Source organism: Streptomyces sp. 2323.1, from assembly GCF_900221035.1.
GTDB classification, from domain to species: Bacteria; Actinomycetota; Actinomycetes; order Streptomycetales; family Streptomycetaceae; genus Streptomyces; species Streptomyces sioyaensis.
The window spans coordinates 4,077,910-4,093,177 of sequence record NZ_LT907981.1; the positions used below are offsets into that span (position 1 = coordinate 4,077,910).

At 71.0% G+C, this 15,268-nt stretch carries 13 protein-coding genes; 4 read left to right on the plus strand and 9 right to left on the minus strand.

Annotation, left to right across the window (positions count from 1 at the left end):
• Window positions 1-16: 16 nt before the first annotated feature.
• A complete protein-coding gene (locus tag CPH93_RS36200; protein ID WP_167551454.1) occupies window positions 17-193 on the minus strand; it encodes a hypothetical protein in 177 nt (58 codons plus the stop codon).
• A 331-nt stretch (window positions 194-524) separates the two neighbouring features.
• On the opposite strand from CPH93_RS36200, the gene CPH93_RS17360 reads away from it, so the two are divergent.
• Window positions 525-1,208, plus strand: coding sequence for a GntR family transcriptional regulator (locus tag CPH93_RS17360; protein WP_173909832.1), 684 nt, complete (start codon window positions 525-527; stop codon window positions 1,206-1,208).
• Window positions 1,209-1,306: 98 nt separating this feature from the next.
• On the plus strand, window positions 1,307-2,560 hold the full coding sequence (locus CPH93_RS17365; protein ID WP_096215483.1) for an MFS transporter: 1,254 nt from the start codon (window positions 1,307-1,309) through the stop codon (window positions 2,558-2,560).
• 153 nt (window positions 2,561-2,713) lie between these two features.
• Here the strand turns inward: CPH93_RS17365 and CPH93_RS17370 are convergent, their stop codons facing one another.
• On the minus strand, window positions 2,714-3,538 hold the full coding sequence (locus tag CPH93_RS17370; RefSeq protein WP_093484102.1) for a maleylpyruvate isomerase family mycothiol-dependent enzyme: 825 nt from the start codon (window positions 3,536-3,538) through the stop codon (window positions 2,714-2,716).
• 151 nt (window positions 3,539-3,689) lie between these two features.
• The gene (locus tag CPH93_RS17375) at window positions 3,690-4,220 is read right to left on the minus strand and encodes an LURP-one-related/scramblase family protein (RefSeq protein WP_096213380.1); all 531 of its coding nucleotides are present in this window, start codon (window positions 4,218-4,220) and stop codon (window positions 3,690-3,692) included.
• Between the two features lie 64 nt (window positions 4,221-4,284).
• Here CPH93_RS17375 and CPH93_RS17380 point away from each other — a divergent pair, with 64 nt between their 5' ends.
• Window positions 4,285-6,093 (plus strand): NHL domain-containing thioredoxin family protein, encoded by a 1,809-nt coding sequence (locus CPH93_RS17380; protein WP_096213381.1) that lies wholly within the window; start codon window positions 4,285-4,287, stop codon window positions 6,091-6,093.
• 63 nt (window positions 6,094-6,156) lie between these two features.
• Here the strand turns inward: CPH93_RS17380 and CPH93_RS17385 are convergent, their stop codons facing one another.
• The 6 genes from CPH93_RS17385 to CPH93_RS17410 all read right to left on the minus strand — a co-directional run bounded on the left by CPH93_RS17385 (window position 6,157) and on the right by CPH93_RS17410 (window position 14,597).
• Window positions 6,157-6,822 carry a DUF4232 domain-containing protein gene (locus CPH93_RS17385; protein ID WP_096213382.1) on the minus strand — a complete coding sequence of 222 codons (666 nt, stop codon included), beginning with the start codon at window positions 6,820-6,822 and terminating at the stop codon, window positions 6,157-6,159.
• Between the two features lie 311 nt (window positions 6,823-7,133).
• Complete coding sequence (locus CPH93_RS17390; RefSeq protein ID WP_096213383.1) at window positions 7,134-7,562, minus strand: hypothetical protein; 429 nt, start codon at window positions 7,560-7,562, stop codon at window positions 7,134-7,136.
• 592 nt (window positions 7,563-8,154) lie between these two features.
• On the minus strand, window positions 8,155-8,982 hold the full coding sequence (locus tag CPH93_RS17395) for a DUF4232 domain-containing protein (protein ID WP_096213384.1): 828 nt from the start codon (window positions 8,980-8,982) through the stop codon (window positions 8,155-8,157).
• Between the two features lie 165 nt (window positions 8,983-9,147).
• On the minus strand, window positions 9,148-11,154 hold the full coding sequence (locus CPH93_RS17400) for an AfsR/SARP family transcriptional regulator (RefSeq protein WP_096213385.1): 2,007 nt from the start codon (window positions 11,152-11,154) through the stop codon (window positions 9,148-9,150).
• 1 nt (window position 11,155) lies between these two features.
• A complete protein-coding gene (locus CPH93_RS17405; protein ID WP_093484095.1) occupies window positions 11,156-12,451 on the minus strand; it encodes a M18 family aminopeptidase in 1,296 nt (431 codons plus the stop codon).
• Between the two features lie 304 nt (window positions 12,452-12,755).
• Window positions 12,756-14,597: an acyl-CoA dehydrogenase gene (locus tag CPH93_RS17410; protein WP_093484094.1), complete on the minus strand. Its 1,842-nt coding sequence runs from the start codon at window positions 14,595-14,597 to the stop codon at window positions 12,756-12,758.
• A gap of 168 nt (window positions 14,598-14,765) precedes the next feature.
• On the opposite strand from CPH93_RS17410, the gene CPH93_RS17415 reads away from it, so the two are divergent.
• The gene (locus CPH93_RS17415) at window positions 14,766-15,239 is read left to right on the plus strand and encodes an SseB family protein (protein ID WP_006604511.1); all 474 of its coding nucleotides are present in this window, start codon (window positions 14,766-14,768) and stop codon (window positions 15,237-15,239) included.
• Window positions 15,240-15,268: the final 29 nt, after the last annotated feature.

Sequence of the window (15,268 nt, forward strand, 5' to 3'; positions counted from 1 at the left end):
CGGTACGGGATGGTGGTCAGCCGCGGATGAGCTGCACCGCGCGGCTGAAGTGTCCCACCGGGCCGTCCTGGCCGGAGTCGTCGGCGCGCGCGGCACCGCGGGTCAGGGCGATGCCGGCCCACAGGCCGGCCACGATCAATGCCACGACGACGGTGTTCCGCGTGCGGCGGCCGGCGTTCGTCCTGGGCTGCATGGTCCACTCCCCTTGGCTGTCGGAGCCTCCCCGGCTCCTCCTCTATTCACCCATGGAATGCGCGCCGCTCCGTACGCGGCAGGTACGGACTCTTGTCAGTCTTTAGGTGGACCCGACATCCGCCTGAGGTCGGTCCTCAGTCGGCTCCGGGCCGCCGCCAGGCCGGCCCCGGGCCCGCCGGGGGGAGCGGGAGGCCCCTCCCGGCGGGCAGCCGCCGGTTTGCCGGCCACCTCGGCGCAAATAACGCTCGTACCAGGGCATTTAGGGCCGATCGTGTCCGTATCGCGGACCGAGGTATCGCACGTATACCTGTTGTATCTATCCTGTGCGCATGTCCTCCGCATCCACACCCACCGCCCCTGCCCGGGAGTCCGCCACCAGACAGCCGCCCGCCGCCGAGCGGGTCTATGCGCATATCAAGGACGCCGTCCTGGACCGCCGCTACGAGGGCGGGATGCTGCTCACCGAGGGCGAGCTGGCCGAGGCCGTGGGGGTGTCACGGACGCCGGTGCGGGAGGCGCTGCTGCGGCTGGAGGTCGAGGGGCTGATCAAGCTCTACCCGAAGAAGGGCGCGCTGGTGCTGCCGGTCTCCGCCCAGGAGATCGCCGATGTCGTAGAGACCCGGCTGCTGGTCGAGAAGCACGCCGCGGCCAAGGCGGTGCCCGCGACCGAGGCGCTGCTCGGTGAGCTGACCGAGCTGCTGGAGACGATGCGGGAGCAGGCGGCGTCCGGCGACCTGGCCGCCGTCTCCGTCACCGACCGCGCCTTCCACGCCGCCATCGTGCGCAGCGCCGGCAATCAGATCCTGGACCGTCTCTACGACCAACTGCGCGACCGCCAGCTGCGGATGGGGGTCGCGGTGATGCATGCCCACCCGGACCGGATCGCCAAGAACATCGCCGAGCATGCGGAGATCCTCGAAGCCCTGCGGGCCGGGGACGCGGACGCCGCGACCGACGTCGTGCAGCGCCATGTCAGCTGGGTCCGTCACCTCGCGCAGGGCGAGACGCGGTGAGCGCCGGCCCGGGACGTACGGACGGCGGCGGCAGCTCCGGCATAGGCGGCGGCTGCCCCCGGCTGCTGCCCACCGACCCGCCCGGCGGCCCCAAGGCGATGGCCGTCTGGGGCATCGGTGTCGCGGTCTACTTCGTCGCCATCACCTACCGCACCAGCCTCGGGGTGGCCGGCCTGGACGCCGCCGAGCGCTTCCACATCAACGCCTCGGCGCTGTCGACCTTCTCCCTCCTGCAGCTGCTGGTGTATGCGGGCATGCAGATCCCCGTCGGCCTGCTGGTCGACCGGCTCGGGCCCAAGAAGGTGCTGACCCTCGGCGTGGTGCTCTACACCGTCGGCCAGTTCGGCTTTGCGCTCTCCTCGTCGTACGGCATGGCGCTCGGCTCCCGTGCGCTGCTCGGCTGCGGGGACGCAATGACGTTCATCAGCGTGCTGCGGCTGGGCTCCCGGTGGTTCCCGGCCCGCCGCGGCCCGATGATCGCGCAGATCGCCGCGCTGGTCGGTATGGCGGGCAACCTGGTCTCGACCCTCGTGCTCGCCCGGTTTCTGCACAGCTTCGGCTGGACCCCGACCTTCGTCGCCAGCGCCGCCGGCGGCATCGTCGTGCTGATCGTGCTGCTGCTCTTCCTCAAGGACCACCCCGAGGGCTTCGCCCCGCCGCCCCCTTCCGCGCAGCACACCGGCCCGGGGTTCGTCCGCCGGCAGATCGTGGAGTCCTGGCGTGAGCCCGGCACCCGGCTGGGCATGTGGGTGCACTTCACCACCCAGTTCCCCGCGATGGTGTTCCTGCTGCTCTGGGGCCTGCCGTTCCTCGTCGAGGCACAGGGGCTGTCCCGTGGCACCGCCGGCGAACTGCTCACCCTGGTGGTGGTGTCCAACATGGCGGTGGGCCTGATCTACGGACAGGTCATCGCCCGCCACCACGCGGCCCGTACGCCATTGGCTCTGGGCACGGTCCTCGCCACGGCGCTGATGTGGGCGATCGTCCTGTGCTGGCCGGGCGCTCATGCGCCGATGGGGCTGCTGATCGTGCTGTGCGCGGTGCTGGGTGCCTGCGGTCCCGCCTCGATGATCGGCTTTGACTTCGCGCGCCCCGCCAATCCGCCCGAGCGTCTGGGCACCGCCTCCGGCATCGTCAATATGGGCGGCTTCACCGCCTCGATGACGACCCTGTTCGCCATCGGGGTCCTGCTGGACGCCACCGGCGACAACTACCGGATCGCCTTTGCCTCGATCTTCGTCGTGGAGGCGCTCGGTGTCTCGCAGATGCTGCGGCTGCGCCGGCGGGCGGTACGACGCGAGCGCGAACGGCTGGTGGTCAGCCGGGTGGAGGCGGTGCACGTTCCGGCGTGACGCCGGGCGGCCAACTGGCCGTCGGGCGGGCCCGTTTCACGTGAAACGGACATCGCAGTTTCACGTGAAACGGCTCACTCCGGGACCCACTCCCCGTTCGCCGACCGGGCGGGGGTGAGGATGTCGGCCGGTCTTGTACCCGGCCCGTCGTCGCTACGGCGTGACGGCGAAGTTGTCCAGGATCGCCTCGGCCAGCTCACGGTCGCCGTCGATCTTGACCTGCTCGGCGATGGCCGCCGCACGGACCCGGCCACACGCCAGCTGGTGGAAGGTGTCCCAGTCCAGGGCGAACGTCACCGTCGGGCCGAGGGAGACGCTGCCGTCGATCGTGGCGTTGCCCTCGGCGTCGATACGCACCGTGCGCAGGAACTCCAGCGGTCCGCTGACGTCGAAGACCACCGCCGCATCGGCCGGTGCCTGGGCCCTCTTGGCGACGATGCCGGGCAGTGTCTTCACCAGCAGATCGCGCGTCACATGCGCGCCGGGGGAGTCGAGGTTGCCGGGCTTGCCGAGGGCCCGGCGCAGGTCCTGCTCATGCACCCAGACATCGAACGCCCGCTGCTGTAGCACGAATTCCAGCGAACGGTCCTCACCGAGCGGGCTGTGCACCACGGCGTCCGGCTGACGGGACTCGTTGCGCAGCTGCCGGGAGCGGCGGATGACGGTGTATTCGAGCTCGCTGAGCATCTCCGGCGCGGTGTGGTGCCGGCGGACGTCGACCTGCACCTCCATACGCCGCGCCGACTCGCTGCGTACGTGGTAGAGGTCGCGCGGCAGTGTGTGGATCGGCCGCGGGTCGCCCAGCATTTCGCATTCCAGGCCGATGACATGGGAGACGACATCGCGCACGGACCATCCTGGCAGGCCCGTCGCCCTGCTCCACTCGCCCTCGACGAGCGGAGTCACCAGCTCGGTTATCGCTTCTATGGAGTGAGTCCAGGCATCGATGGAGGACTGAAGGCTGGGATGGACGGTCACGGGACCCCTCGGACGGTTCGTACGCGGGCTGCTGTCTGTGCAGTTAAGTTACGCTGCGCACGGGCACCCCGGCAGTGCTTTCGGGTGACCATCGTAGGCCGATGTCTCCCGGCCGCAGAGGGGTGCGGCGCGGGGGCGGAACGCCCGCTTCTCAGTCCTCGCCGTGCTCCCGCTCCGCCAGCCGGATCACGCAGACCGCGACGGCGATGAGCAGCGCCGGATCCGCATCCTCCCGCACGACGTTGACCGCATAGGTGTCGCGCACGGTCAGCCAGCGCCGTGAGATCTCGGCGAGCAGCTCCCCCTCGTACTCGACCGCGAACTCCCGGTCGAGGATCTTTCCGCTGACATCCAGTTCGGTGCCGTCCACCAGCTCGACGCGATAGTGGTTGCGCAGCAGCGAGAGCCGCTTGCGCCTGATCGTGGCCAGCGCCTTGTCGTCCCGCTCGATGGTCATCGTGTCGCGCAGGCTGAGCATCTTCTTGCGGATGGTGATCAGCACCCGCCGCTCCGGGTCCTTCAGCTCGAAGGTTTCCCGCAGCCGCAGCGCCTTCCCGTCCACGAGGAAGGCGTGCCGCCCGTGCTCGTCCTCGATCCAGTAGTCGTCACCGATGCCGAAAATGCGGTCACGGACCAGGTACTTACGCGAGTGCGGGGCCGGCTCCCCGGGAGATTGCAGCATGGGTGACGTGTTCCCCCCGGGACCTGCGGAATGTGCACGCACCGGAGTGACGTTGAATGTCCACATGGCTTCCCGTGCACGCGTCCGCGCCCCCGAGCTGATCGGCAAGGGCGGCTGGCTGAACACCGGCAACAAGGATCTGACCCTCTCCGACCTGCGCGGACGCATTGTCGTCCTGGATTTCTGGACCTTTTGCTGTGTGAACTGTCTGCATGTCCTGGACGAGCTGCGTGCGCTGGAGGAGCGCCACCGCGACACGGTCGTGATCGTCGGTGTGCACTCCCCGAAGTTCGTGCACGAGGCCGAGCACCAGGCGGTCGTGGACGCCGTGGAGCGCTATGGCGTGGAGCACCCGGTCCTCGATGACCCCGAGCTCGCCACGTGGAAGCAGTACGCGGTCAGGGCCTGGCCGACACTCGTGGTGATCGACCCCGAGGGCTATGTCGTCGCCCAGCACGCCGGCGAGGGCCATGCGCACGCGATCGAGAAGCTGGTCGAGGAGCTGGAGGCCGAGCACACGGCGAAGGGCACGCTGCGCCGCGGCGATGGCCCCTACGTACCGCCGGAGCCGGTCGCCACCGATCTGCGCTTCCCCGGCAAGGCGGTCCGGCTGCCGCACGGCAGCTTCCTGGTCTCGGACACCACGCGCCATCAGCTGGTGGAGCTGGCGGCGGACGGCGAGCAGGTGCTGCGCCGGATCGGCTCCGGGGAGCGCGGGCTGACCCCCGACTCCTTCAACGAGCCGCAGGGACTGGCGCTGCTGCCCGACGGCACGGTGGCCGTGGCGGACACGGTCAACCACGCCATCCGGGTCTTCGACCCCGAGAGCGGTGCGCTGGAGACGGTGGCAGGCACCGGCACGCAGTGGTGGCAGGGCTCGCCGACCTCGGGCCCGGCGCGTGAGGTGGCGCTCTCCTCGCCGTGGGACCTCGCCTGGTGGCAGGACCGGCTGTGGATCGCGATGGCCGGTGTGCACCAGCTGTGGACCTACGACCCGGCCACCGGCACGGTCGAGGTGGCGGCCGGCACCACCAACGAGGGTCTGGTGGACGGCCCGGCCGCCGAGGCCTGGTTCGCCCAGCCGTCCGGGCTCGCGGCGGCCGGCGAGCGGCTGTGGCTGGCCGACTCCGAGACCAGCGCGGTCCGCTGGGTGGAGCCCGCCGGGACGGGCGACGGCTATGTCGTCCGTACCGCCGTCGGCACCGGCCTCTTCGACTTCGGGCACCGCGACGGCGCCGCCGGCCAGGCGCTGCTCCAGCACCCGCTGGGCGTGACCGCGCTGCCCGACGGCTCGGTGGCCATCGCGGACACCTACAACCACGCGCTGCGCCGCTTCGACCCCGCGAGCGGTGAGGTGACGACGCTGGCGACGGATCTGCGCGAGCCGTCCGCCGCGGTGCTCGTCGACGACGACATCGTGGTCGTGGAGTCGGCCCGGCACCGGCTGACCCGGCTGCGGCTGCCCGAGGAGGCGGTCCGCGTCGAGGCGGTGGCGCACCACACCCAGCGCGCGGCCACCCTGGTCGCCCCGGGCGCACTGCGGTTGGAAGTGGTCTTCCAGGCTCCCGCGGGCCAGAAGCTCGACACCCGCTACGGCCCGTCCACGCGGCTGTTGGTCAGCGCGACCCCGCCGGAGCTGCTCGCCGAGGGCGCGGGGGCGGGCACCGACCTCGCCCGTGACCTGGTGCTCGCGGACGGCGTGACCGAGGGGGTGCTGCATGTCTCGGCGATGGCCGCGTCCTGCGACGACGCCCCGGACATCGAGTACCCCGCCTGCCATGTGCACCAGCAGGACTGGGGCGTTCCGGTCGAGATCGGCGAGGGCGGGGCGGCCCGGCTGGGGCTGGTCCTCGCGGGGCTGGACGCGGAGTAGAGGCAAGGCCGCCCGGGCCCGGTGGACGGGCCCGGGCGCTCTGCCGGTCGCTGTGGTGCCGGGCTACTTCCCGACGCCGGCTGCCAGTTGAGCCCCGTGGATGCTCGACGTCCAGTTGGTGACCTTGGTCTTGCCGACGGAGAGGTGCAGTCGCTTCTCCGCGAAGCTGACGGTGACCGGGCCGTGGGTGACGGAGCTCGCCGAGATGCCCATGAAGTCGATGGCCACCGACTTCTGCTCGGTGCCCTTGGTGGCCGCGGTGTTGGTGGGGATGACCGCGTAGGCGTAGCCGTGGGCGGGCACGGTGAGGCGGGTGCCGTCGAGGTGACCGGGCGTGCCCTGCAGCAGCGGCAGCGGGCTCTTGGCGTTGTTGAAGCGCAGCAGCGGGGCGTTGTACAGCTTGCAGTCGCGGCTGGTGGTGTTCTTGAACTTCACCGTGACGTGGCTGTCGGGGCCGCTCTGCTGGGAGAACGTGACCTTGTACGTGCTCGGGAAGCAGTCGGGCACCCGCCGCGATGCCGCCGTCCCCGCTCCCGCCGCGGCCGCACCGCTACCGATGATCCTGCGCTTCTTGTTCTTGGAAGACGACGAGGACGAGGAATACGACTTCTTCGACTTCGACTTCTTCGACGAGTGGCTGTTGCAGCCGGTCAGCGCGAGCGATCCGGCCAGTCCGAGCGCCAGTGCGGCATACGCGGCGGAGCGGTGGCGGGAGCGGCGTGCGGTCATGGGTGGTTCCCCCGTGGTTTGCTGCGGTGTCAGCGAGGCGCGTCTGTCATGGCACGGCCACGATATCCACTGCCGGGGGATGCGCCAGGGCCGGTTCGCCGGCCGCCCGGGCGATCTGCCGCCATAGCAGGGCAGATGGGACGCCGAGGGTGTGAAAAGGCCTCGAAGAGGGGGTGAAGATCAGCGGGGCGCGCGGACCGGGCGGAGTGCGTGCGGCACAACGGGCTTCGCCACTGGACAGCGAGACGCCCGGCCTTGGCGACCAGCGGAACCATGGTGAGCGGTACCGCTGGTCGCCAGGGCCGCGGCCGTTACCTGAGATAGATCCTCAGGCCGAAGTCGTTGCCTCGGTGCCAGCCAGTGATGATCTTCGGGCTGCCGTGGGTGTCATTGCCCCAGCCGTAGAAGTGCTCCCAGGTCACGTCGTCGCCGTACCAGTGGTTGTAGTCGGTCTCCGCGTACGCCTGGACGGCTTTGCCGTCGCGCTTGGTGTCCCACAGGTAAAAGGCGCCGGAGGCGTAGGACTTGCCGTTGACCTTCCTCGTGCACTCCATGTACTTGGCGGCGCCGCCGGTGATGTGGATCTCCTTCCAGCCGGAGCAGTGGTTGGCTGTGGTTCCCACGTTCCCGACGGACGGTGCCGACGGGGAGGCCGGTGCGGCGGTCGCGGCCGGTACGGCGGCAAGGCTGCCCGCCAGGGCCAGGCCGGCGGCTGCGAGGGCGATGCGCTTGCGTGACATCACGGTGAGTCCTTTCCGTCACGGCCGGCGGACGGTCCCCCCGTTGGGTCCCCCGTGGTCCGTCGGCGCCACACCACCGTGCCCGGCCGCCCCGGCCTGCCCCAACGGTCTCCGGGCAAGTGACGTCCTCCTGGGATCCCACCCCGGTGACCTGCTAAGACGTCGCCAAGGGTGGGACAGGGCGGGACGGCTCCGCGGGATGTTCCGGCGGGAAGGGAAGAGCGCAGGGCCTGGCGCTACCGGCGTGACCGCGGCCGAGAAGAGAGGGGCACTTCCGCTCCCCTGCGGCGGAAGTGCCCCTCGTGCCACGACCCGGACCGGATCGGCGGTGGCGTTTCACGTGAAACGCCGGGACGCCGCCTGGGATTCCGGGCCCGGAGGTTCTTCAACTGCTGAGGTGTCCCGGGCTCTTGGGCATGGGTGTCCTGCGACGGCGTAACGAATCCGGGATGGTGTCGGCCCCGGTCGAGACATGACGGAAGGGCAGGCACAGGAAGGGCGCCCGCTGGGGGATGCGGGCGCCCTGGTTCAGGGACGGCTCACCGGAGGGTGGTTCCTCGACGGCGGCTCATCAATGGTGGTCAACGGCGGCTCACCAGGCCGTTGCCTCGCGCACGTCCGACTGCCAGTACGTCACCCACGCGCTGTCGTCGACGTACGCCGCGCCGCCGGGGAGCGCCACGGCCGCCGAGCCGCCGATGCTGCCCTTGCCGTCGCGTCCGGGGAGGCCGACGGAGAGGGAGGTCGTGGTGCGGCCGTGGCGGCCGGAGCCGGCGGCGGACGAGGTCAGCACGCCCGCGTAGCCGGTCTCGCCGGGGGCGAGCGTGACCACGGCCGGCGGCTTGCTGGCCGACAGCTCGGGCAGCGGCGACTGTGCGTCGTCGAAGCGGAGGTCGGGGGCGAAGTGCAGGTCGCAGGGGGCGCCGGAGGTGTTGGTGGCTGCCAGCAGCAGATGGTTGACCGGACGGGTCAGCAGCTTGGCGACGATGCGGACCTTCGCGGCGCCGCAGGCGGTGTGCCGGACGGTGGCGTCGCCGTTCCCGCCCGCACTGCGGGTGCCGACCGTGATGCCGTCCGTCCCGGCCTCCGCGCCGCTGCCGGTGCCCCCGTGCCCCGCGAACGTCTGCTCCGCCCGTCCGCCGTCGGTCTGCAGGCCGCCCGGCGCGGCAGCACCACCGTCTCCGGACACCGGGGCGCCGGCCTGCTGGGACTGCGGGTGGAACGGCTTGGCGGCGCTGGTCTGGAGCGGGTTGTCCTGGCCGCCGCAGGCGGTGAGGGTGAGCGCGGCGACGGCGGTCAGCCCGGCCGCGGCGATCCGCAGCGTACGGCGGCGGACGGTCCGTCCCGTGGCAGGGCCGCCGGTACCGGCCCGGGCGCCGGTCTCGAGGACGGGCTCGGAGCGTATGTGGCTGCGCGGCATGTCGGTCTCCCCCGGGTTCAGGTGGCCCGCACCGCGTCTGCGGTACGCCCTGCGGTCCGGCCTGAGGTCTCCCCTGCGGCCTGATCACCAGACTGCCGCCCGCCACTGCCGTGCCACTAACGTGCGCCTAACGTTCCCGCGCGGGGCGGACGCGGGAACGGCTCATCAGCGCCCGTCGCTCCCCCCGTCACCCGTACTGCTCCTGCCCGCTTCCCCGCTCTCGCCGTGCTCGTCCCGTGCGAACAACTGCGTCAGCGTGCTGATGGTGTAGACGTCGGTGGCCTCTTCGTCCACCAGGTGCATCTCCGCGAGGCGATCCAGAGCGTCCTGGGTGCGCTCCTGGTCGTACCCGGCGAGCGCCGCCGCGGCCGAGGCGTTGAGGTGCCCGTCCGAGGTCGTTGCGAGTGCGCTGAGCAGCCGGGCGTCATCCGCCGACAGCCGTGCGACGGACATCCGCAGCGCCGCCGCGACCCCTGTGTCCTCCGCCGACAGCAGCGCCAGCCGCCGCCGTTCGTCGTGCAGCGCCGCGGCCAGCCGGGCCAGCCGCCAGCGCGGCCGGGCGGTCAGCTGGGCGGCCGCGGCCCGCAGCGCCAGCGGCAGCCCGTCGCACAGATCGACCAACTCCCGTGCGGCGGCCGGGTCCTCGGCGACCCGCTCCGGGCCGAGCATCGCGCCGAGCAGCGCCGCGCCCTCCTCATGGCCGAGCGCCTGGAGGCCGACCGGCCGGGCGCAGTCGGTGGCGACCAGACCGTCGAGACGGCTCCGGCTGGTGACGACCGTGGCGCAGTGCGGACCGCCGGGCAGCAGCGGCCGGACCTGCGCCGAACTGCGCGCATTGTCGAGGACGACCAGCAGCCGGCGCTCTGCGACCAGCGAGCGGAACAGCGCCGAGGCGGCCTGCGCGGAGCCGGGCACCCGCTCCGGCGGGGTGCCCAGCGCCAGCAGGAAGTCGCGCAGGATCTCGGCCGGCGGCGCCTCGTCGCCCTCGCCGAAGCCGCGCAGATCGGCGAAGAGCTGGCCGTCGGGGAAGGCCCCGGCGTGCAGATGCGCCCACTGCACGGCGCAGGCCGTCTTGCCGACACCGGCCGGCCCCGCCACCACCGCGAGCGGGCTCTCGCCGGTCGTACGGTCCGTCAAGGCGCTGGTCAGGGAGGTGAGTTGGTGCTCCCGGCCCAGGAAGCGGGCCGGCGGTCGGGGCAGCAGCCGGGGCGCACCGGCCCGCGCGGGGCCGGATCCGCCCGTCGTGCCCGCCCTCGGACCGGTCTTTGCCGGTGGGGCAGCTCCGCTGTGCGGCGCCGCACCGGTGCCCCCCTGGGCAGGCAGCTGCGGCTCGCCCGTGGCGGGAGGCGCCGGGCCGCCACGCGGCCCTCCGGCGGGCTCCCCGCCGGAAGCGCCCGAGGGCTTGGCCGCGGCCTTCCGCCCCTGCCCGGCCGCCTCCGCCCGCAGGATCTCCTCGTATGCGCCGCGCAGCCGCTCGCCGGGGTCGACGCCCAGCTCCTCGTTGAGCAGCCGACGGGTGCGGTGGAACCACTCCAGCGCATCGGACTGCCGTCCCGTACGGAACAGCGCCCGCATCAGCCCGGCGATCAGGCCTTCCCGCAAGGGGTGGTTGACGGCCGCGGAGTACAGGATCGCGGCCGCCTGCTCGTGCTCGCCGAGCGCGCCGTACGCCCGCCCGAGCGCCTCCACGGCCGTCAGCCGGCGCTCCTCCAGCGCATGCGCGGCGGCCGCGAAGGGCGGGCTGGTGACCGTGCCGGTCAGTGCGGGGCCCCGCCACAGTCCCAGCGCCTCGCGCAGCAGCGGTACGGCATCGGCCGGCGCCGCCTCGGGCCGCGCCAGGGTCACCAGCTCACCGAACCGGTGGGCGTCGATCAGCTCCTCCGGCAGCCGCAGCAGATAGGCGGAGCCGTGCGTGGCCAGCTCGATGCCGTACGCCTCCGCACCGCCCTCGGCGAGCGTGGCGCGCAGCCGCGAGACATGGCCCTGGACGACCGTGCGGGCATGCTCCGGCGGCTCGTCCTCCCACAGGGAGTCGATCAACTGCTCCAGGGGAACAGTGGTGTTGGGTTGCAGCAACAGCAGCGCGAGCACACTGCGCCGTTTGGCGGGCCCGAGCGACAGCTCCGCGGAGCCGGTCGTCACGGCGATCGGGCCGAGCAGCGAGAAGTCCAACTCAGCCCTCCAGGAAGGCCGTCAGGGCGTTCGCCAGCAGGTACGGGTCCTCGGCACCGCACAGCTCACGCGCCGAGTGCATGGACAGGATCGCCACACCGATGTCGACCGTCGCGATGCCGTGCCGGGCCGCGGTGATCGGCCCGATGGTGGTCCCGCACGGCATCGAGTTGTTGGACACGAAGCTCTGCCACGGCACACCGGCCCGCTCGCAGGCCGCCGCGAAGACGGCCCGTCCGCTGCCGTCCGTCGCATAGCGCTGATTGACGTTGACCTTGAGGATCGGTCCGCCGTTGGGCATCGGGTGGTGCCCTGGCTCATGCCGCTCGCTGTAGTTGGGGTGCACGGCGTGCCCGGTGTCGGACGACAGGCACAGGGTGCCGGCGAAGGCCCGGGCCCGGTCCTCGTAGGAACCGCCGCGGGCGAAGACCGAGCGCTCCAGCACCGTGCCGAGCAGCGGGCCGTCCGCGCCGGTGTCGGACTGGCTGCCGTTCTCCTCGTGGTCGAAGGCGGCCAGCACCGGAATGCCGGGCAGCTCGCGCCCACCGGTCGCCACGGCGGCGAGCGCGGCCGTACCGGCGTGCACGGACAGCAGGTTGTCCATCCGCGGACCGGCCAGCAGCTCCTGGTCGCGTCCCAGGTAGGAGGGTGCCTCGATGCTGTGCACCATCAGGTCCCAGCCCTTGATGTCGCCGGCCGGGATGCCGGTCTCCTCGGCGACGAAGGTGATCAGATCGCCCTCGGCCACCTCACCCAGGCCCCAGATCGGCGTCATGTGGCGCTGCTTGTCGAGCTTGAGGCCGTCGGCATTCACCGAGCGGTCGAGGTGCACGGCCAGCTGCGGCACCCGCAGCAGCGCCCGGTCGACATGGACGAGCCGGTGGCTGCCGTCCGCCAGCGTCACCCGCCCGCTGAGCCCCAGATCGCGGTCGAGCCAGGTATTGAGCAGCGTGCCGCCGTAGATCTCGACGGCGATCTGCCGCCAGCCGCGCGCACCGGTGTCCGGAATCGGTTTGACCCGCAGATTGGGAGAGTCGGTGTGAGCCCCGACAATTCGGTACGGAGTCGACGGGCTCACACCCTCGGGCACGTACCAGGCGATGATCGCTCCGCCGCGCAGCACATACTTCCCGCCGCTCGTACCGTCCCATTCGTCGACCTCGGCGACCTGGTGGAAACCCGCCTTCTCCAGCCGCTCCGCCGCATTCGCCACCGCGTGGTAGGGCGACGGACTGGTGGCGAGGAAGGACATCAGGTCGTCGGTATGGCCGCGATCGAAGCGGGCGGAGTTGGTCATGGATTCAGCATAAGGAGCCGGACCCCGCATTCCTCGTGCGCATGCCTTGTGACTCCGTTCCCTTCCGGCCACGATTTCTGCGGTTCGGAGCCGGATCTGCACTGGAATGAAGAATTCCGCGTTTACCTCCCGCTCGCCGGGTAGACGAGCGGCTTACCGGCGGTACGGCGGCGGGCTGCGGCCGGCCAGGAGGCCGGACAGGACGAAGCCCGCCTCTCCGGGGGAAGAGAGGCGGGCCACGCCAGTCTGGACGGTCAGTCTGAGAATCCCGTAAGAAGGCCGCAGCGGGCTGCGGATGGCGTTCCTAGAACGCGGCCTCGTCGAGCTCCATCAGCGACTGGTCGACGCTCTCGGCCAGACCGCGCTGGACGCCGACGCCCGGCAGGATGTTGTGCGCGAAGAACTTCGCCGCGGCGACCTTGCCGGTGTAGAAGGGCACATCCTTGGGAGACACAGCCTTCGCCGAGGCGCCGGCCAGCTTCTCGGCGGCCACGGCCGCACCCTTGAGCAGCAGGTAGCCGATGACGACATCGCCGGAGGCCATGAGCACGCGGGTGGTGTTCAGCCCGACCTTGTAGATGGACTTGACGTCCTTCTCGGTCGCCGCGAGGTCGGTCAGCATGGTGCCGACGATCGCCTCCAGGTCGGCAGCGGCCTTGGCCAGCTCGCCGCGGGCCTCGGCCAGCTCCTCGCCGCCGGTGTTGTCGGCGAGGAACTGCTTGATCTCCTCGGACAGGGCGGTGAGCGCCTGGCCCTGGTCGCGGACGATCTTCCGGAAGAAGAAGTCCTGGCCCTGGATCGCGGTGGTGCCCTCGTAGAGGGTGTCGATCTTGGCGTCCCGGATGTACTGCTCGATCGGGTACTCCTGCAGGTAGCCGGAGCCGCCGAAGATCTGCAGGGACTGGGCAAGCTGCTCGTAGGACCGCTCCGAGCCGTAGCCCTTGACGATCGGCAGGAGCAGGTCGTTGAGGCGGGTCGCGGCGCTCGCGTCCTCGCCCGCGGCCTCCTTGATGAGGATCTCGTCCTGGACCGAGGCGGTGTAGAGCACCAGGGCGCGCATGCCCTCGGTGTACGCCTTCTGCGTCATCAGCGAGCGGCGCACGTCGGGGTGGTGGGTGATGGTGACGCGCGGCGCGGTCTTGTCGGTGAAGGCGGCCAGGTCCGGGCCCTGCACCCGCTCCTTGGCGTACTCCAGCGCGTTGAGGTAGCCGGTGGAAAGGGTGGCGATGGCCTTCGTGCCGACCATCATCCGCGCGAACTCGATGATCTTGAACATCTGGCGGATGCCGTCGTGCTTCTCGCCGAGCAGCCAGCCCTTGGCCGGGTGGTTGGCGCCGAAGGTCATCTCGCAGGTGTTGGAGGCCTTCAGGCCCATCTTGTGCTCGACGTTGGTGGCGTAGGCGCCGTTGCGCTCACCCAGCTCGCCGGTCTCCCAGTCGAAGTCGTACTTCGGCACGATGAACAGCGACAGGCCCTTGGTGCCCGGACCGGCGCCCTCGGGACGGGCGAGGACGAAGTGCACGATGTTCTCGGACATGTCGTGCTCACCGGAGGTGATGAAGCGCTTGACGCCCTCGATGTGCCAGGAGCCGTCCGCCTGCTGCACGGCCTTGGTGCGGCCGGCGCCGACGTCCGAACCGGCGTCCGGCTCGGTGAGCACCATGGTGGAGCCCCACTGCTTGTCCACCATCAGCTGGGCTATGCGGTGCTGCTCCTCGGTGCCCTCGTCGAAGAGCACGCCGGCGAAGGCGGGGCCGGACGCGTACATCCACACGGCCGGGTTGGCGCCCAGGATCGTCTCGGCGAAGCCCCAGAGGAGGGAGCGGGGCGCGGTGGTGCCGCCGAGCTCCTCCGGGATGCCCAGACGCCACCACTCGGCGTCCATGAAGGCCTGGTAGCTCTTCTTGAAGGTGTCCGGCACCGGCGCGGTGTTGGTGTCCGGGTCGAAGACCGGGGGGTTGCGGTCGGTGTCGGCGAAGGACTCGGCCAGCTCGTTCTCGGACAGCCGGGCGATCTCGGACAGCACGCTCTTGGCGGTGTCGACATCCATCTCCGCGAACGGTCCGGTGCCGTACACGCTGTCGCGGCCGAGGACCTCGAAGAGGTTGAACTCGATGTCGCGGAGATTCGACTTGTAGTGGCCCATGGGTACGGCTCCGTAAAGGGTTCGGGAGAGGGCCCCAAGGGAGGGACCTCAGACGCAATACCAGCTAGTAGCTAAATGATGCTACCCGCGGGTAATAAGAATCAACCCCTTCGGCGCATCTGTGACGAGCGTCCCCCGGTGCGCCGCCGACTCAGTACGCTGTGCCGCATGTACGGCTACGACCAGAACGCGGGTGCCGGGCAGCAGCAGTACGGTGCGCCGCCCCCGCCGCAGCAACCGGCCCCCGGGGGTTACGGCGAGCAGCCGCTCTACCCCGAGCCGTCCCCGCCCTCCCTGGCCGATGCGGTGCGCGCCTTCACCACCGGCTCGACGTCGGCCGAGGACTTCCAGGGCATCTTCTCCACGTCGAAGATCTACTGCCCGCGCGGTGACAACCCCGGCTTCCTGGCGCTGCACAACACCCAGCAGCCGGTGATCCCGATGTTCACCTCGCTCAAGGAGCTGCGGCGGTACGCGGGCAAGGAGTCCAAGTACTTCGTGATCACCGGCGCCGAGGTCCTCGACCTGCTGCCGACCGGCTACGGCTTCGTCCTCGACATGGAGGGCGACCACCGGATGGTCTTCGATGCGAAGGCCGTGGAGCAGATGGTCGACTTCGCGATGCGGCGGATGTACGGATAGCGGCTGTACGGCGGCCGGGGCGGAAAGGT